At 55.2% G+C, this 18,867-nt stretch carries 15 protein-coding genes; 12 read left to right on the top strand and 3 right to left on the bottom strand.

The window, feature by feature from the left end:
- Positions 1 to 196: 196 nt before the first annotated feature.
- The 4 genes from NSS83_RS19600 to cydC are packed head-to-tail and all read left to right on the top strand — an operon-like array spanning position 197 to position 6,167.
- Positions 197 to 1,585, top strand: a complete 1,389-nt coding sequence (locus NSS83_RS19600; RefSeq protein WP_340995130.1) for a cytochrome ubiquinol oxidase subunit I — start codon at positions 197 to 199, stop codon at positions 1,583 to 1,585.
- A gap of 3 nt (positions 1,586 to 1,588) precedes the next feature.
- Positions 1,589 to 2,602 (top strand): cytochrome d ubiquinol oxidase subunit II, encoded by a 1,014-nt coding sequence (cydB, locus tag NSS83_RS19595; RefSeq protein WP_341183198.1) that lies wholly within the window; start codon positions 1,589 to 1,591, stop codon positions 2,600 to 2,602.
- Positions 2,602 to 4,371 carry a thiol reductant ABC exporter subunit CydD gene (gene cydD / locus NSS83_RS19590; RefSeq protein WP_341183199.1) on the top strand — a complete coding sequence of 590 codons (1,770 nt, stop codon included), beginning with the start codon at positions 2,602 to 2,604 and terminating at the stop codon, positions 4,369 to 4,371. Before cydB ends, cydD begins: the two co-directional genes overlap by 1 nt.
- Entirely contained in the window at positions 4,368 to 6,167 is a 1,800-nt protein-coding gene (gene cydC / locus NSS83_RS19585; protein ID WP_341183200.1) for a thiol reductant ABC exporter subunit CydC, read from the top strand. Before cydD ends, cydC begins: the two co-directional genes overlap by 4 nt.
- A 127-nt stretch (positions 6,168 to 6,294) precedes the next feature.
- Here the strand turns inward: cydC and NSS83_RS19580 are convergent, their stop codons facing one another.
- Positions 6,295 to 7,632, bottom strand: coding sequence for a DUF2252 family protein (locus NSS83_RS19580; protein ID WP_341183201.1), 1,338 nt, complete (start codon positions 7,630 to 7,632; stop codon positions 6,295 to 6,297).
- A gap of 149 nt (positions 7,633 to 7,781) precedes the next feature.
- Here NSS83_RS19580 and NSS83_RS19575 point away from each other — a divergent pair, with 149 nt between their 5' ends.
- Both NSS83_RS19575 and NSS83_RS19570 read left to right on the top strand, forming a co-directional pair.
- On the top strand, positions 7,782 to 9,563 hold the full coding sequence (locus NSS83_RS19575) for a M3 family oligoendopeptidase (protein ID WP_341346335.1): 1,782 nt from the start codon (positions 7,782 to 7,784) through the stop codon (positions 9,561 to 9,563).
- Positions 9,564 to 9,665: 102 nt separating this feature from the next.
- Positions 9,666 to 9,833, top strand: a complete 168-nt coding sequence (locus NSS83_RS19570; RefSeq protein WP_063829067.1) for a CxxH/CxxC protein — start codon at positions 9,666 to 9,668, stop codon at positions 9,831 to 9,833.
- Positions 9,834 to 9,950: 117 nt separating this feature from the next.
- Here the strand turns inward: NSS83_RS19570 and NSS83_RS19565 are convergent, their stop codons facing one another.
- Positions 9,951 to 11,363, bottom strand: a complete 1,413-nt coding sequence (locus NSS83_RS19565) for an MFS transporter (protein WP_341346334.1) — start codon at positions 11,361 to 11,363, stop codon at positions 9,951 to 9,953.
- Positions 11,364 to 11,504: 141 nt separating this feature from the next.
- Here NSS83_RS19565 and NSS83_RS19560 point away from each other — a divergent pair, with 141 nt between their 5' ends.
- The 6 genes from NSS83_RS19560 (at position 11,505) to nikE (ending at position 17,144) form a co-directional block, all read left to right on the top strand.
- Complete coding sequence (locus tag NSS83_RS19560; protein WP_036699783.1) at positions 11,505 to 11,864, top strand: helix-turn-helix transcriptional regulator; 360 nt, start codon at positions 11,505 to 11,507, stop codon at positions 11,862 to 11,864.
- Positions 11,865 to 12,044: 180 nt separating this feature from the next.
- Positions 12,045 to 13,664, top strand: a complete 1,620-nt coding sequence (nikA, locus tag NSS83_RS19555) for a nickel ABC transporter substrate-binding protein (RefSeq protein ID WP_341346333.1) — start codon at positions 12,045 to 12,047, stop codon at positions 13,662 to 13,664.
- 22 nt (positions 13,665 to 13,686) lie between these two features.
- On the top strand, positions 13,687 to 14,634 hold the full coding sequence (gene nikB / locus NSS83_RS19550) for a nickel ABC transporter permease (RefSeq protein WP_341346332.1): 948 nt from the start codon (positions 13,687 to 13,689) through the stop codon (positions 14,632 to 14,634).
- Positions 14,631 to 15,461, top strand: coding sequence for a nickel ABC transporter permease subunit NikC (gene nikC / locus NSS83_RS19545; protein WP_341346331.1), 831 nt, complete (start codon positions 14,631 to 14,633; stop codon positions 15,459 to 15,461). The genes nikB and nikC overlap by 4 nt, the downstream gene beginning before the upstream one ends.
- Before the next feature lie 19 nt (positions 15,462 to 15,480).
- Entirely contained in the window at positions 15,481 to 16,305 is an 825-nt protein-coding gene (locus tag NSS83_RS19540) for an ABC transporter ATP-binding protein (RefSeq protein WP_341346330.1), read from the top strand.
- 20 nt (positions 16,306 to 16,325) lie between these two features.
- Positions 16,326 to 17,144 carry a nickel import ATP-binding protein NikE gene (gene nikE, locus NSS83_RS19535; protein ID WP_341348749.1) on the top strand — a complete coding sequence of 273 codons (819 nt, stop codon included), beginning with the start codon at positions 16,326 to 16,328 and terminating at the stop codon, positions 17,142 to 17,144.
- A gap of 29 nt (positions 17,145 to 17,173) precedes the next feature.
- On the opposite strand, the gene NSS83_RS19530 is transcribed toward nikE, so the two are convergent.
- A complete protein-coding gene (locus NSS83_RS19530) occupies positions 17,174 to 18,850 on the bottom strand; it encodes an ABC transporter substrate-binding protein (RefSeq protein ID WP_341346329.1) in 1,677 nt (558 codons plus the stop codon).
- Between the last annotated feature and the right edge of the window lie 17 nt (positions 18,851 to 18,867).

The following is an 18,867-nucleotide window of genomic DNA, read 5'->3' as shown; positions in this document are numbered from 1 at the left end:
TATATATGATAGACACATTCAAGACGGTGAATCCGTCTTATTTTTTTTGCTTTTAAATGCAAAATTGTGATATTTGTCACAAATTTATTGTTTTTTATGCCTAAACGGGGCGTATAATGTGATAATTATCACACTTTGAGTGATGGATATTTGACAAAATAGACATAACGAAATGGGGAGAAGGAAGGGGAGAAATATGGATACAGTACTGCTGTCGCGTATACAATTTGCGTCGACGACAATTTTTCATTATTTCTTTGTGCCAGTATCGATCGGACTTGCGCTCATAATTGCCATTATGGAGACCATGTACGTAAGAAAGGGCAATGAAGAGTACAAAAGAATGGCGCAATTCTGGGGGAAGCTATTCCTGATTAACTTCGCAGTAGGTGTAGTAACAGGGATCTTGCAGGAGTTCCAGTTCGGGATGAACTGGTCGGATTATTCGCGCTTCGTCGGTGATGTGTTCGGGGCTCCGCTTGCGATTGAAGCCTTGTTGGCCTTCTTCCTGGAGTCCACATTCATCGGAATCTGGATCTTCGGCTGGGATAAGGTATCCAAGCGGATTCATCTATTATCCATCTGGCTGGTCGCCTTCGGGACGATGCTGTCGGCATTCTGGATTCTGCTGGCTAACTCGTTCATGCAGCATCCGGTCGGCTTTGCAATAAATAACGGTCGGGCTGAAATGAATGATATCTTCGCACTGATTACGAACGGCCAGCTGCTGGTGGAATTTCCGCATACAGTGCTTGCCGCCTACGCTACAGGCGCTTTCCTGGTAACAGGGATCAGTGCTTACAAATTGCTTAAGAAGCAGGACGTTGCCTTTTTCCGGAAATCATTCGAGATTGCAGCCATTGTAGGGGTTATCTCTTCCTTCGGCGTTGCGGTTGCCGGACATGCACAGGCTCAATATCTGGTAGAGACACAGCCCATGAAGATGGCCGCATCCGAAGCGCTGTGGGGTGAGAGCGGCGACCCGGCACCTTGGACGGTATTTGCCAATATCGATGTGAAGAACCAGACCAACAGCAATGAAGTTCAGGTCCCATATCTGCTGAGCTTCCTGTCCTACAGTAAATTCTCCGGTGATGTGAAGGGGATGCTGGAGCTGCAGAAGGAGTATGAAGTAGCCTACGGACCAGGAGATTATATTCCGCCGGTCAAAACAACCTTCTGGAGCTTCCGGATCATGGTTGCTGCCGGCACGCTGATGATGCTGTTCGGGGTATATGCTATCTACCTCATGTGGCGCAAAAAGATGGACAGACCGAATACCTGGTTCATGCGCTTCATGTTCTGGGGACTGCTGCTTCCGCCGATTGCCAACACGGCCGGCTGGATTATGACAGAGATCGGGCGTCAGCCATGGACGGTATTCGGACTTATGACTACAGAAGACAGTGTATCGCCTAATATTACCAGCGGACAGGTGCTGTTCTCGGTGATTTCTTTTACCGCGATCTATGCCATATTAGGTGCAGTGCTGGTAGGCCTGTTCGTCAAAGTGATCAAAAAAGGTCCTTATGCTATGGATAACGAACACGGTGAATCCCACGATCCGTATAACAAGGAGGGCTAACCAATGTCACTTAATGAATTATGGTTTCTGCTGATTGCGGTGCTGTTCGTCGGGTTCTTCTTCCTGGAAGGCTTCGACTTCGGTGTAGGGATGGAGACGCAGATTCTGGCCAAGAATGATACGGAGCGCCGGATACTGATCAATTCGATCGGGCCGTTCTGGGATGCGAATGAGGTATGGCTGATTACGGGTGCCGGTGCAATGTTCGCGGCCTTCCCGCATTGGTATGCTACGCTGTTCAGCGGCTTCTATATTCCGTTTGTATTTGCCCTGCTGGCGTTGATCGCCCGTGGTGTCGCCTTCGAATTCAGAGGCAAACGCGATTCCAAGGCTTGGCAGAAAACATGGGATGTCTGCATCTTCTTCGGCAGCTTCCTGCCGCCGTTCCTGCTCGCCGTGGTATTCGCCAGCTTCATCAAGGGCTTGCCGATTGACAAGGATATGCAGATGTATGCCGGATTCTTCGATATCGTTAATGCGTATACGGTGGTTGCTGGGATTACAGTTGTTCTGCTGTGTCTGGTACACGGGCTGATGTTCACTACGCTCCGCACGCTTGGAGATCTGCAGGAACGGGCACGCAAGCTGGCCCAGAAGCTGCTGATTCCACTGGCGGCGCTGCTGGTAGCCTTCGTTGTGATGACTTATACTATGACAGATATCTTCGATAAACGCGGAACGCTGCTATGGATTGTAGTTGTTCTGGGTGTAGCCGCTTATCTGCTGGCCGGATATTTCATGACTAAGAAGAAGGACGGCTATGCCTTCGGGATGACTGGTGCTGTGATGGCCTTGTCTGTTGCTTCGATCTTCATCGGATTGTTCCCGCGGGTTATGATCAGCTCGCTGGATCAGGCGTTCAACCTGACGATTACGAATGCGGCCTCAGGCCAATATTCGCTGAAGGTGATGACAATTGTCGCGCTGACTCTGCTGCCGTTCGTGCTGGGCTATCAGATCTGGAGTTATTTCATCTTCCACAAACGGGTTCATGAGAAGGAGCATCTTGAATACTAATGGATAAAAATTTGCTTGGGTACAAAGGAGTTAAGCCTGTCTTCCTGCTGGTTGGCTTCCTAACCCTGGTGCAAAGCTTCTCCATTCTTCTGCTGGCGAAGTCGCTGGCAGAAGCTGTCTCTGCGCTGTTTGCGGGAGAACCGCTGAAGGAACAAGGGGCTAGAGCGCTCTTGTTCCTTCTTGCGTTTCTTGTGCGTCATGCCTGTGCTATGCTGATGAGCCGGGCGGCGTACCGCTTCGCGGAAGCGACCGGCAGCAGCATGCGGAGACAGATGATGGACAAGCTGTTCCAGCTGGGACCAAGGCTGGCTGGCGACCGGGGGACCGGAAATATGGTCACATTAGTGCTTGAAGGAGTAACGAAGTTCCGCGCGTACCTGGAGCTGATTATTCCACGGATGGTCGGTATGGCGGTAACACCCGCTCTGCTGCTTATCTATGTGTTCACCCTGGATACGTCCAGCGGTGTCATTCTTACCTTAACGATGCCGATCATTATTGTATTCATGATCCTGATCGGGATGACGGCCCGCAAGCAGATGGACCGTCAGCTGAAGTCTTACCGTACCTTATCGAATCACTTTGTGGATTCGCTGCGCGGTCTGGAGACGCTGAAATTCCTTGGACGAAGCCGCAGCCACAGTGAGAGTATCGCCAAGGTCAGTGACCGCTACCGTTCAGCAACTATGCGTACGCTGCGAGTCGCCTTCCTGTCCTCGTTCGCACTGGATTTCTTCACCATGCTGTCTGTTGCTTCGGTAGCGGTAAGCCTGGGTCTGCGTCTGGTCAATGAGCAGATGACGCTGGTTACCGGACTGACGATCCTGATTCTCGCCCCGGAATATTTTCTGCCGGTACGGCTGGTAGGTGCAGACTTCCATGCCACACTGGATGGTAAGGAGGCCGGTGAAGCGATGAAGAGCATTATTGACCGTGAGACGGTCCAGGCGAAGTTGCTGGAGCCGGGTGGGCAGAAGGAGATGGCGGGCCAGAGCGGAGCTTGGTCAGGCGAATTTTTCACGTGGAACAATAACAGCCACCTGAAGCTTGACGGGGTAGGCGTGACCTATGAAGCGGACGGAGTGCCGTCACTCGAAGCTGTTGATCTTGAATTCAGCGGGCATCGCAAGATTGGTATTATCGGAGAGAGCGGAGCAGGCAAGTCTACACTGGTAGACATTCTGGGCGGCTTCCTTCATCCAACCTCCGGAACCCTTACGATCAATGGAACCCCGGTCAGTGCGCTGACCGATGAGGGTTGGCGGAAGCAGACGGCTTATATTCCGCAGCGCCCGTATATCTTCAGCGGCACGCTGGCTGATAATGTCCGGTTCTATTATCCTGAGGCTTCGCAGGAGGCTGTGGAAGCGGCCTTGTCCGCTGCGGGACTTGCGAAGTTGGTGCCTTCGCTGCCGGAAGGTCTGAACGAGATGATCGGCGGCGGCGGCCGTTCGCTCAGCGGCGGGCAGGAGCAGCGTGTGGCTCTGGCCCGCGCCCTGCTGAGCAGCCGCCCTATCATGCTGCTGGATGAGCCGACGGCCCATCTGGACATCGAGACCGAATATGAGCTGAAGGAGACGATGCTGCCGCTGTTCGAGGACAAGCTGGTATTCCTGGCTACACACCGCCTGCACTGGATGATCGACATGGATCTGATTGTCGTTATGCAGCAGGGACGGGTGGCTGAAATAGGCACACACGGCGAGCTGACTGCGCGGAAGGGCGCTTATTATGAGCTTATTCAAAGTCAATTGGAGGGAATCCATTGAAACGTGAAGGATGGTTTGCTCCCTATTACTCTGCCTACTTCTGGCGGTTCGTGTTAATCATCTTGCTGGGCGCTCTGACTATCCTCTCTGCGTCCTCGCTGATGTATACTTCAGGCTTCTTGATCTCGAAGGCCTCGATTCCGCCGGAAAATATACTGATGATCTATGTCCCTATTGTCGGTGTGCGCACCTTCGGGACCAGCCGGGCTGTTATCCACTATGTGGAGCGGCTTGTGGGACATGACACGATACTGCGCATTCTGTCGAAGATGCGGGTCCGGCTGTACCATATGCTGGAGCCGCAGGCGCTGTTCTTGTCCTCACGCTTCCGTACCGGGGATATTCTCGGTATGCTTGCCGATGATATCGAATATTTGCAGAATGTCTATCTGCGTACGGTCTTTCCGAGTATTATCGCGCTATTGATCTATGCAGCGGCGATGATTGCGCTCGGGACGTTCGATGTGGTCTTTGCTCTGCTTATGGGACTCTATATGCTGGTGCTGGTTGTCGTATTACCTCTGATCTCCCTCCTGCTGACCCAGAAGCGTCAGCGTCAGGTGAAGCAGGAGCGCAACCGGCTGTATCAAAAGCTGACAGATGCTGTGCTCGGACTAGGTGACTGGGTCATCAGCGGACGGCAGAGCCAGTTCGTCGATACGTATGAAGCGGACGAGCAGGCAGTTGCCCGCATAGACGGTTCGCTGCGGCGCTGGGCACGGCTGCGTATGTTCATCGGGCAGGCGGTTGTTGGCCTGGCCGTGTTGTCTCTGTTATACTGGGCGGCTGGACAGTATGCCGAGGGGGCGATTGCCGGAACGCTGATTGCAGCGTTCGTGCTGGTGGTCTTCCCGGTGGCGGATGCTTTCCTGCCCGTATCCGAGGCTGTGGAGAAAATTCCGCAATACCGGAATTCACTGGAGCGGCTGGAGGGTGTGGAGCCCCCGGCGGAGGGTGCACTCTCTGAGGCGGAAAAAGGCAGGAATGCCGAAGCTGCGGCTCAGGCTGGTGCTGCTGCCGAGGCTGCCAAGGCCAGCGGACAGGTTCAGATTGAACTGAAGTCGGCGGGCTACCGCTATGCGGCGGGCGACGACTTCTCTGTTCAGGGGCTCGACCTTGCGCTGCCGCAGGGACGGAAGGTTGCAGTTATCGGCCGCAGCGGAGCCGGTAAATCGACACTGCTCAAGCTGGTGCAGGGCGTGATTGCGCCCACCATCGGCTCCGTGACGATTAACGGGATCGATGCTGCGGCTTACGGTGAGCGGATTCCGCAGCTCATCGCGGTGCTGAACCAGAGCCCGCATCTGTTCGACACGACGGTGGCGAACAATATCCGGCTCGGGGACCCGGGGGCTTCGGAGGCAGCGGTCCAGCAGGCGGCAGCCCTGGCGAAGCTGGATACGCTGATCTCTTCGCTGCCGGAGGGCTATGATACTCCGGTACGCGAGGCGGGGCAGCGCTTCTCCGGCGGAGAGCGCCAGCGGATCGCCCTGGCCCGGATTCTGCTGCAGAATACGCCGGTCGTCGTGCTGGATGAGCCGACCGTTGGCCTGGACCCGCGCACGGAGCGCGAGCTGCTGGCCACGATGTTCGAGGCGATGGCCGGCAAGACGCTGATCTGGGTCACGCATCATCTGGTCGGCGCTGAGCAGATGGACGAGGTTATCTTCATGGAGAATGGTCAGGTGGAGATGCGCGGCACTCATGCCGAGCTGATGGAGCAGCAGCCGCGTTACCGCAAGCTCTATGAGCTGGACCGGCCGGGCCAGTATTTGAAGGAAGTGCCTGGTAATTAAGGATAGGTTCACATAGATTGAGTCTAGTAGGAATAGTGAGCAAAGAAGCCCTCTCCGCCCGGTTTCGGGTAAAGAGGGCTTCTTTGCTTGCGGGGTAGCAGCAGGCTATCTTGAACGGCCGTTACCTTTATATACCATACTGCCCGGACACCCAGTCCGCGAACATGGCATAGTCTTTCTCCACCTGTCCAGCATAGCCGTAGGCCCACTCAGCAAGATAACGGGCAAAGGCCTCAGAATCATCGCCCATGGCCTTCGCGATCTCATACTCACTGTGATAGTCGAGAATGCCTTTGTCGACATCGGAATCGGCGCGGGCATGGATTTTGGCGGTCAGGCTGCCCATCTGCCGGGTCACTGCGGTCAACTCATCCATATCTGTGAGGCTTGTGGCCTTCAGTCTTTTTTTGTACGGGGAACGCTCTCTGACATAGAACTCCCGGCCATCCACCGTCAGGAAGCCAAGGTAGGGATCAGCCTTATGATGCATAGCCTGCTGGGTCGCGGATACGCGTTTGCCCTGATGGGCGAAGGCTTGCCAGAAGGAGTCCGAATACGGCAGGAAATAGGCAGGAACGGGAACGCGGACTTCTTTGGCCTCCAGGACGGTATCGTCGGTCCCTGCCTGCTCCATACCGCCCTCGATAAGAATATAATAGCGGTTCAGGCCGATGGAAGCCGTCCCCGAGCCGCGTTTGACCGCGATGTCCTTGATCCGGAAATGCTCCTCGTTCAGGCTGCGCGACACCACTGTCTGGGTATAGAAGCCCCAGGCTTGCTCCAGCTGTGCCTGCTCCGCAGCTCCGGGGATCAGCAGCTCCGAGGTCTCCAGGAACACTCTGCTGGTCTGCATCTGGGCGGTAACCTTCTCCAGGAAATGACTCTGCCGGCGCTTCTCCAGTTTACGTAGCAGCTTGCGGACGGGTCCTCTGGCGGTATCCTCATCCACTACATAGCTTCCGGGATGGTCTTTGTGGTCACAGAAACGGTGAATTTGCCGGTAATAAGCCTCCGCATAGCTGAGGATGAGCTTGTGCTGTTCATACTGACCATGACCAAGCTGCCTGGCGACAAGCGCTAGACTGACCGCCATCCGCAGCAGATCATACAGATAGGACCCGACATACCCCTCGTCAAAATCATTCACATCATACACAATCGCTCCGTCCTCACTGCGGAAGGCGCCGAAGTTCTCGAAATGCAGATCTCCTTGAATCCAGGTAGGCCGGCTTGGCGAGCTATGGTAGGGAAAGTATTGTCTTGTCGTGTCAAAATAGAACAGATAAGCGCTCCCCCGGTAGAAGGAAAAGGCGCTTTGCGCCATTTTGCTGTATTTTTCCCTTCGGTTATCAGGGGACAGGCTCATAATGCTGCCATCGAATTCGTCAAAAACAGAAATTAGCAGATCTCTGCGCAGCTTGGAACGTGTACGTATAACTCCTTCGGTGATCGATTGGTTGACCATGTGGCGCTCCTTTCCAGGTATCGGTAATGGCTGTACAGTTGATTATAGCTGTTATTTCCGTGGACTTCTAACTTGGTGTGTATGATATACTCAAATGGATTTTCTTGTAAGGGTTGTTCCTGTGACTATAGTTAAGGAGAGGTTAATGAATGGAATTAACATGGAATCTGGACCGGATCTATCCCTCCTTCGAGTCGGAGGGATTTCAGCACGACCGCAGGCGGGTGGAGACGCTTGCCGGGGAGCTGAATACTTGGTCGGCCTCGCAGCCCATTAGCGGGCAGGACGCTGCAGACCGGATGGAAGTGTTCCTTAAACAATATAATGCGTATCAACAGCTATATCTGCGTCTGTTCAGCTACGCGGAGCTGCGGTTCAGTGCGGACAGCCAGTGTGAGGAAGCTGTGAATCTGATGGATGAGCTGGAAGAGGTGACCAGCGGAGCGGGTGAAGCCTTGGTCCGCTTCAGCAAGTGGCTGGCAGGGGGAAGTGCGGATGAGCTGGAGCGGAGTCTCCGTTCCAGCGCTTATCTGGAGCAGCATAGCTTCTATCTGCGCGGATTACAGGGGAAATCGCATCACATGCTTAGCGCAGAAGGCGAAGCGGTGATTGCCCGGATGCAGAACACCGGCTCTAAAGCGTGGGAGCGGCTGTACATGCAGACGCTGTCTACACTGCGGACCGATCTGGAGCTGGCTGGGGTAAACCGCAGTGTGACGCTGGCGGAGCTGCGGAATCTGGTCTATGATCCCAATCCTGAGGTACGTAGGGCGGCGGCTGAAGCAGAGCATGAGGCTTGCCGCAGCGTAGCGGAGCAGAGTGCTGCCTGTATCAATGCGGTCTCCGGTGAGGCGGCAGCCGTCTATGAGCTAAGAGGTTATGCCTCTCCGCTGCATAAGGTGCTGGAAGCAGCGCGGATGGATCAGGAGACGCTGGAGGTGATGCTTCAGGCCATCCGGGAGAGCCTGCCGGTCTTCCGGCAATATTATGCCGGAAAGGCTGGGCGGCTGGGGCATGCGGAGGGACAGCTGCCGTTCTGGGATGTTTTTGCGCCCGTTGGCACGGAGTCTTCAGTCCGTATAACCTATGCTGAGGCCCAGGCGATGATTATCGCGGGGTTCAGCAGGTTCAGCCCCGAGCTGGGCGGGTTCGCCCGCAAGGTGTTCGGGGAGCGCTGGATTGATGCCGAGCCGCGCAGCGGGAAGGGCAATTTCGGGATGTGTGTCGATATCGTCCCGATTGGAGAGAGCCGGATCATAACAAGCTTCCACGGCCAATATATAGATGTGAGTGTGCTGGCCCACGAGATTGGGCACGCGTATCATACCAGCCGCCTCGCAGGACATACGATGGTCAACATGGATTATCCGGTGCCGATTGCGGAGACCGCGTCGATTTTTTGTGAGAGTCTGATTCATGTTGAACTCTTAAACTCGCTGCCTGCGGAGGAAGCGGATGCGATCCTGGAACGTAGTCTCTCGGATGCAGGGTATTATATTGTCGATTTCTATGCCAGGTACTGCTTCGAGAGTGCGCTCTATGCCCGCCGGTTATCCGGTCCCCTTCCATTAGAGGAGCTGAACGCACTGATGCTGGAATCAATGGCTGCGGCTTACGGGGACAGCGTGCTGCCCGGGTCCATTCATCCTTACCAGTGGATTAGCAAGGCGGGGTATTATATGGCAGGCAATGAGTTCCTGAACTTCCCGTATTCCTTCGGGCTGCTGTTCTCCAAGGGGCTATATGCCCAGTACCAAAAGCAGGGGCAGGCGTTCGTGAGCCGCTATGAACAGTTCCTGTCAGCGACCAGTACCCGGAGCATCGCAGACGCTGCGAAGCTGATGGATATTGATGTGCATTCCCTGAATTTCTGGCAGGAGGCGCTCGGATTCATTGCCGGGGATGTCCGGAAGTTTACGGGGCGGGAATAGAGCCGTGTTTTGCGCTGCGGGAGGTTCCTTTTTGCAGGGAAGTGTGGTAGAACAGTAGTATAAGTCTACGCCGCAGCGGCACAGAAAGGGATGCTTGATTGAATGTATGTAGTCTGTAAGGAACACGTAGAGCTGGCCATCGACAAATTTGTGGACGAGTACGAGGATGCACCGGATGTAGTCGATCTGAAGGAGACGGAGTTCTCGGACTGGGACCCGCCGGCGAAATGTGCGGAATGTGAACGAAATGCGGAATATCTGGTCGTCTGAGGGCGGCCGGAATAAGAAACACCCTGTGGCCGTGAAGGCTGCAGGGTGTTTTGGCGTGCGGGTGTATGCGTGAAAGGTATAGTTGCGGATATAGCATTACATTCAAAGTATTGTTATCTAGCAGTCTGCGGCTTTCGCCATCTCGGGCAGCGGGCTGCGCTGACTGCCCCGCAGGTAGATGAAGGCGGAGCCAATCGCCACGATTGCTGCAACTGACAAGCCCCAGTAGATGTTGGAGTAAGCGGCCTGAAGCGGCAGGCTGCGCTGCCATTCCAGGGCGCTAGCGGCCATCGCGACGCTGAAGGCACCGCTGAAGAACTGCAGCAGCTGGAAGAGCCCCATCCCGGAGCCGATCTGCGAAGCAGGCAGGATACGCGAGATTTCATTCGACACACTGCTCGACAGTACAGTGAAGGACAGGCTCATGATCATGTAGACGAGCATGACGGCGATCCAGGATTGTCCGGCGAATAGGGCGAATAATACGGTGGCGGCCAGTACGAGCAGCGGTGCGAAGCGCAGAATCCCGGTGTTGCCGTAGCGGTCAATCATCCGTCCGACCAGTCGGGAGACGAAGATGGCCAGCAGTGAGCCCGGGAAGATGACCAGACCGGCATGGCTGGCGCTGAAGCCGAAGCGGTGAGTCAGAATCTGCGGCAGCAGGAACAGGGTAGCGAAGCTGCACAGGTAAGAGGCAACCCCGATCAGTGCCAGTACCAGATAAGGCCGGTTGCTGAATAGCGCGGGCAGCACGAATGGATCAGGGGTTGTGCGGATACGCCCTACAAATAAGGCTATCGCAGCGATGCCGGTGATCAGCGCGATCCACAGTCCGCTGGTCAGGAATAGCAGCAGACCGGTGGTACCCACGCCGAGGAAGATTCCGCCCAGGATGTCGAATGAGCCGCTAGCGGGAACTTCCTTGGGCAGCAGGATCAGGAACAGCGGCACCAGCAGCAGAATGGCGGCAGTGACTGCGAACAGCCAGGTCCAGCCGAGGTATTCAACAATGGAGCCGCCGGCTACCGGACCCAGACCCAGTCCCAGAGAGACGGCCGACATGATCGTCGCCATGGCTTTGCCGCGCCGGGCCTGCGGAATGTAGCGGGTGAACAGGACAAGGGACAGTGACATCACGGCGCCTGCACCTGACGCTTGCAGGATACGCACAATCAGCAGGAAAATGAAGCTGGTGCTGAAGAATCCGGCCACAGCAGCAAGCCCTAAGGTGAGCAGCCCGATAATCAGCAGCCGGCGGATCGGCAGGAAGTCCGAGAGCCGGCTGTATGTGATTGAGGCAATAGAGAACATGATGGAATACCCGGTTACAATCCAGGAGGCGGACGCTGCGGTGATGCCGAAGGTCTCGGTTACATCGGGCAGGGCCAGATTGAACATCGCTGTGTTCATAATCACGAGCACGACAGCAACGCTGAATAGCAGAGTTAGCAGTCCTTCCCGTGGAAGAACCGCTTGCGGAGCAGCCATTGAATGCTCTTGATCGCCCTCAGAAGCAGGTGATGAGGTCATGAGAAAGCCACTCCTTCATTAATTTATTGTATTGTTCGATTACTTACGAACTATTGAAATATAGCATGCGCTAATGTAAAATGCAATTAGGAAATCATCGTGAAAAGAAGTACTATTATATCCTCTGAAGGAGTCTTATTCATGAAGCAGCTCCATCATCCCGACCGCAAGGACATCCAGCTCGCCTCAGTGTTGTACGCGCTTAGCGATCCGATCCGTCTGTATGTAGTGTCGGAGATCTGTAACCACGGCCCGCAGTCCTGCAACAGCTTCAAGGTACCGATTGCCAAGTCCACGCTGACCCACCATGCCCGGACGCTGCGCGAAGCGGGCGTCATTCATACCCGGGTGCAGGGTACCCAGCGCATTCTGTCCCTGCGGACGGAAGATCTGGACGAGCGGTTCCCCGGACTGCTGGATTCCGTATTGCAGGCTTACGTCAGTCCTGGTCCAGACGAGGGATTCGGGGAGCCGGAAGAAGAAGGGCAAGAACAGGGATAATCAATCATATAACGCATGACATATAACGTATGACATCATCGCCACTCCAGGTTTTGGGGTGGTTTTTTTTGGTATGTACAGAGCATACAACCGTTACCATTGACAGAATTGTGTCAGGTACAGTAATATTTTAATTTATAATGATAATCATTCTCGATTAGAAAAGAGGAAGTCAACGCTATGTTCGCATCTAAAGGTAAGAAGCTGCTGCAAGGCCTGCTCGTATTGTTGGTTATATCCATGGTCGCTGCAGGCTGTTCATCGAATAATACGGAGAAATCAGCGGACGCCGGAGGCGCGCAAGCTACGAAGACTATTACAATGGCGTGGCCCCGGGATATCGGACCGATGAATCCGCATTTATATAACCCGTCCCAGCTGTTAGCCCAGTCTATGATCTATGAGCCGCTTGTCAGTTATCAAGACGGGAAGCTTGTCCCGGCTCTGGCCGAATCCTGGACATTATCGCCGGATGGCAAGGTATACACGTTCAAGATCCGGAGCAACGTCAAGTTTTCGGACGGAACGGCTTTTACCGCACAGCTGGTGAAGAAGAATATGGATGCGGTCTTACATAATAAGAAGCTGCACACGTGGCTGGGCATGATTCCGCTGATTGAGAAAACAGAAGCGCTTGATGACACTACGTTCCGGCTCACGCTGACGGAATCATATTACCCGGCACTGTACGATCTTGCAGTGGTGCGGCCGGTACGTTTCCTTGGCGAGGCGGGCTTCCCGGAGGATGGCGATACATCCAAGGGCGTGAAGAGCCCGATCGGAACCGGACCTTGGGTGCTAAGCGAGTATAAGAAGGATGAAGCGGCAACCTTTACACCGAATCCTTACTATTGGGGCGATAAGCCGAAGGTGGACAAGGTGGTGGTGAAGGTGATCCCGGATGCGGAGACCCGTGTGCTGTCTTTTGAAAAAGGGGATCTGGATCTGATCTACGGCGAAGGTCTCATCAGCTATGACGCCTACAAGGAGCTTGAGAGCACCGGGAAGTACGTCACTAAGCTGTCAGAGCCGATTGCAACCCGCAATCTGGTGCTGAATACCATGAACGCGAAGCTGGCTGATCTTAAGGTCCGTCAGGCACTTAGCATGGGCTTCAATAAGGAAGCGATGGTCGAAGGGGTGACGCTGGGGCTGGAGGAGAAGGCGGACAATATCCTGCCCCCGAATCTGCCTTATACCAATATCAAGGTGACCCCGGTGAAATATGATGTGGAGCAGGCAAAAGCGCTGCTGGATGAAGCGGGCTGGAAGCTGCCTTCAGGTGTTGACGTGCGGGAGAAGGATGGACAGAAGCTTGAGCTGGAGCTGATGTATGACAAGGCGGATCAGACGATGAAGGCGATGGCGGAGACTCTGCAAGCTGAATGGGCGGGAATCGGTGTGAATCTGAAAATCACCGGCGTCGAGCTGACCGTCTACATCCAGCGCAGAAAGGCCAATGAGTTCGATATGAATTTCTACTCGACCTTTGGTGCGCCGTATGACCCGCATTCCTTCATGACGGCTGTGGTTCAGCCGGGCTATGGGGTCTCGGATACCCTGGCGGCTCTGCCAATGAAGGCTGCGATTGATAAGAAAATCAAAGCAGCCATGGCAACAACAGACGATAAGGCCCGTACCGAGCTGTTCGGCTCTGTGCTCACTACGCTGCAGGAACAGTCTTCGATCCTTCCGATCTCCTACATCAAGCAGATGGCGGTGTACCGGGACAATGTGGCTGAATTCAAGTTCCCGTCCAACCGGGATGAATATCCGCTTCATGGCACCAAGAAGAACTAGTAGTCACGCAGGAGGGTTCTAAGTGGGCGTATATATTGGAAAAAGAGTGCTGGCGATCATCCCCATCCTTCTGTTCTCCTCATTGCTGATGTTCGTGATGATCCGGGTGGGGCCGGTCGACCCGGCTGAAGCTTATCTGGCTGCGGCCCATATCCAGCCGGATGATGAAGTGCTGGCTGCCAAGCGGCATGAATTCGGGCTGGACCAGCCGCTGCTGACGCAATATGTTCAATCGGTAGGCCGGCTGCTCCGGCTGGATTTTGGCCATTCCTACCTGTCCAATATGCCCGTCTGGGGAGAGGTTGCCCAGAAGCTGCCCGCAACGCTTCAGCTTGCGTCCGCCAGTATCGTGCTGGCGCTGGTGGTTAGCATCCCGCTTGGGGTGTTAGCAGCGATTTACAAAAACCGGCTAGTGGATCATGTGATCCGGGTATTCGCCTATATCGGCGCCTGTGTTCCAGTCTTCTGGATCGGCTATCTGCTGATGTTCTTCATCTCGGTCAAGCTGGAATGGCTGCCTGTGGAGGGCAGAGGGTCCGTGCAGCATCTGATTCTACCGTCTATTACCCTGGCCCTCTGGCTGATTGCCATCTACGCGCGTCTGCTGCGGACGACCGTTCTGGAGGAGCTGAAGGAGGCTTATGTCCGTTATGCCCGGGCTAGAGGGATAAAGGAACGTGTGATTCTGTATAAATACGTGCTGAGAATTGCCATAGCGCCGCTTATTACAGGACTGGGCATCAATCTGGGGAAGCTGCTGACAGGAGCGATTATCGTAGAGCAGGTATTCTCCTGGCCGGGCTTCGGCCGGTACTTCATTGAAGCGATCATTAACCGGGACATTCCGGTGATTCAATGCTACATCATGCTCTCGGTCTGTGTGATTGCCGGGAGCAATCTGATCGCCGATCTGCTCCAGCTCTTCCTGGACCCGCGAATTGCGCGTAAAGGGAGGGCCAGCCAAGGATGAATAACTTAAGCAGCCGTTTCAAAGGCAAGAGAGTGATCATGATCTGCGGCAGCCTGCTGATCCTGTTTGGTCTTGCTGGCCTGTTGGCTCCATGGATCTCACCGCATGACCCGATACGGGTGAACCTGGCAGCGAAGCTCAGTCCGCCCTCGTGGGAATATCTGCTGGGGACAGATCAGCTGGGGCGGGACAATCTATCCAGGCTGCTGTATGGAACACGGATCTCGCTGGGCTTTGCTTCACTTATTTTTGCCGCTTCCTTAGGTGTGGGACTGCTCGCAGGAGTGGTTTCGGGGTACATCGGCGGGTGGCTGGATGCTGTGCTGATGCGGTTGTGCGATGGCATTATGTCTTTTCCCAGTATGATTCTGGTCTTCGGTCTGATCGGGATTCTGGGGCCGGGCCTGTCACAATTGGTTATTGCTCTGATGCTGGTGCAGTGGGTGTACTTCGCCCGGATGTTCCGGAATATGATTGTCAGCCTGAAGGAGCGGAATTTCATCACGGCAGCGCGGATCAGCGGCTCCTCCCCCTGGCAGATCATGAGCAGGCACCTTATTCCCAATATTCTGCCGTCGATTGTGGTGATTGGGACGCTTGAGATGGGTTGGGCGATTATGGATATCTCCGCGATGTCCTTCCTGGGCCTGGGCGTCCAGGCGCCTACACCGGAATGGGGGGCGATGCTGAACGAAGGGAAATCCTTCATCCGCAATCATCCCGAGCTGATGCTCTATCCGGGCTTGATGATTATTATGGTTGTAGCTTCGTTTAATCTGCTGGGCGAGGCGCTGTCTGAACGGTACGGGATCAAACGAGGCTCCTGAAAGAAGGAATGAGCAAATCATGGAACAAGCGGAAGTTGTGCTGCAGGTGAAGGATTTGAGGGTATCTGTGAAGACAGCGGCAGGAGTTCTGCCCCTCATAGAGGACGTTAACCTGGAGCTGAGGCCGGGGCGTGTGATGGGTCTTGTGGGAGGCAGCGGCAGCGGAAAAACCGTTACGTCGCTGGCGATCCTCCAGATGCTGGACCGGCAGACGAGTGTGATCGAAGGCAGTATCCGGCTGCATACCCGTGAGCTGAACGGACTCCCGGAGAAGGACATGCGCAGGCTTCGCGGCAGTAGTCTTGCGCTGATTATGCAGAATCCGATGACGGCCTTCTCTCCGGTGTATACCATTGGTGCGCAATTCGTGGAGTCGATTCGTACACATATGAAGCTGGGGGAAAAAGAAGCCAGAGCCTGCATGGTCCGTTCCCTGGCCGATATGAATCTGCCCGATCCCACAGCGCTGCTGCGCAAGTATCCGTATGAGCTGAGCGGCGGGATGCTCCAGCGGGTGATGCTGGCGCTTACCCTGTGCCTGAAGCCCTCCGTGATCATTGCCGATGAACCTACTACGGCTCTGGATGTGTCCAATCAGCTTCAGGTGCTGCGGCAGCTGGACCGAATTCGGCAGGAGCATGGAACTGCTATTCTGCTGATCTCCCATGACCTCGGCGTCATTGCGGAGCTGGCTGATGAAGTTGCGGTCATGCAGCACGGGCGGATTGTTGAGACCGCTAATGTATTCGAGTTGTTCGACCATCCCCGGCATGAATATACCCGGGAGCTGCTTGCAGCAAGGCCGCTGCTTCAGCTTAGTCCGCAGTCAGGGGGCCAGTTATGACCGGAATAGCGGCAGAATACATGCTTGAGGTCAAGGAAGTTACCCATACCTATGCTGCATCCCGCCGGTGGAGGCGTTCGGAGGAGCAGGAACCTGTGCTGTCCGGCGTGTCTCTTCATATAGAAGAGGGAACCTGCCTGGGGCTGCTGGGATCAAGCGGAGCCGGTAAAAGCACACTGGGCCGGGTTATTCTCGGGCTGGAGCCGCCCCGCGCGGGCCAGGTGCTGATTCAAGGCCAGGATCTGTATGAGCTGAGTCGGCAGGTGCGCAGGACCATACGCCGCGATCTGCAGGTGGTCTTTCAGGATTGTTATTCAGCCGTGAATCCACGGATGACAGCCGAGCAGATTATTGGCGAGCCGCTGTCCAACTACGAATCCTTGAGTGTTCAGGAGCAGAAGCGGACGGTAGGCGAGCTACTGGAGTGTGTCGGACTAAGCGCGGCAGACATGCAGAAGCAGCCCTACCAGTTCAGCGGAGGACAGCTGCAGCGGATTAATATTGCCAGAGCGATTGCGCTCAAGCCTAAGCTCATCGTGTTGGATGAGGCGGTTAGTAGTCTGGATATGATTAACCAGACTACTATTCTGCGGCTGCTTGGTGAGCTCAGGGCTGCGTTCGGCCTCTCCTATCTGTTCATCACCCATGATATTAAGGCCGCCTGTATGATTTCAGACGCCCTGGCTGTCATGGATCAGGGCAGGGTCGTGGAATATAACGACAGCAAGGAGCAGTTCCTGCAGTCCTCTCATCCTGCGGTTCGCAGCTTGCTCGACTCCATGCTTGCGGAGCATCCGCGCAACCGGCACAGGGATCTGCCCGGGAACGCTGCACAATAATGGTAAACATCGGTGAGCAACTGAGGAGACTAGGGTCTCGCTTTTTGCTCACCTTTTTGATGTGGATCAAGCGTCTTATAGGACTCATTTGCTTCCGCCAGTACCTCCGCACCGCCCGCCGCCAGGAACTCCTCCACGAACTCCCCGAATTCCTCAAGCGGACGCTCCCCGGTGATGAAGGCAATGTATGCCTGGTCTCTTAGCTTAATAAGTCCAGGGCCGTTCCTGATCAGAGAGGGCGTAGCCACCTCCAGGGCATTATAGATGCCATCGTGATCCAGCCCCAGGGTTGCTGCCCACTGCTCGCTCCGGCCGGCAGGAAGGATGGGCAGTGTCATACCGATTCCCGCGCCGATCGTATTCTGGTAGCTGAACCTATGGTTATACGGCGGCAGCAGGATGATGTCCTTCTTGTCCGTTCCGGCCCAGTCCCAGTGTGTCCCCCGAATACCATACTGCAGAGCTGCTGCTTCATCGGGGTCAGGATTTGCGCTGACGTAGTCCAGCAGCTGGAGGATCTTCTCCAGCTTGCCCGGCTCCTGAGTAGCATCCGCGCCAATGGCGGTGAAGCTCATCAGCATATCATAGGCTTTGGAGCCGCGCCTGCCGTCCGGGCCGCTAACCGGCCGCCCGAAAGCGATCTTGGCCTGCGGATGCTTGGCGGTTAACTCCTTGACGTTAAACATTGCTTCTACCGGAACCAACCTGGCTGCCTTCTGGTCATCCAGTCTCCAGTCTGTATAAGCTCCTGCCTGTGTCCAGTGATAATAATTGCCCATGGAGGTCATGCCGATCCGCCCGTTAATGAAGGCATGCGACAGATGCTTGTAGCCTCCGCTATTCTCCCCGGTGATGAACTCGGGATCAATGACCCCATCCCGGTACCATTTGCGGAGATAACGCAGCGCTTCCTGCATGTCCGGCTCCAGAGCGCCAATGACCAGCCCCTGATCCTTCCGGCTGAAGTAGAGCTGATCCGTGAAGACCATCTGCCCGAATGCGCCGAAGACCACATTCATGCCCTCCTGAGACAAGCCATAGGTGTCCCGGATCCCGTTGCCGTCCGGGTCTTCGTTCGCTATGGCATAGATGAATTTCTCGAAATCGGCCAGGGTGTCCGGCACCTTAAGGCCGAGCTTATCCAGCCAATCCTGCCGGTAGACCACAGGGACCCGGTAGATATTGGTAGGATTAATGACTGGAATGCCATAATAGGACCCGTTAATGCGGCCATATTGCTGATAGGCCGGTGCATTCTCGCGGATGGCCTTAAGAATATTGGGAGCGTAGGTGTTCAGCAATTCCTCAGGAATAGGGGCGAGCACGCCTTGCTGCTGGTACTTCAGCAGATCCTGGGTCTGCCGGACCCGGAACAGGTCGGGAATGCTGCCTTGCACCAGCTTCAGGTCGAGCAGGGATTCGTATTTGTTGTTCGGCAGATTCCAGAAGTCCAGATCTACGTTGAACTTTTGCTCCAGCTCCCGCACCATTACGGCATCCTCCGCAACCGGCAGATTCTGATGCATGGTCCAGGAGATTTTGAGCTTCGGGGCAGAGGCAGCAGGAACTGCAGAATCAGCAGAATCAGAAGCGGAAACGGATGTAGCCAGCTGCTCTTGTCCAGGCGCAGACGGGAGGGAAGCGGACTGCCCGCTGCAGCCGCAGATCAGCCCCAGGAGGGGCAGGAGCACTAATCTTTTATACATATACATAAGGCACCCTC

The sequence above is a fragment of the Paenibacillus sp. FSL H3-0469 genome (assembly GCF_038051945.1).
GTDB lineage: Bacteria > Bacillota > Bacilli > Paenibacillales > Paenibacillaceae > Paenibacillus_AQ.
This window is presented reverse-complemented; position numbering and strand designations above follow the sequence as displayed.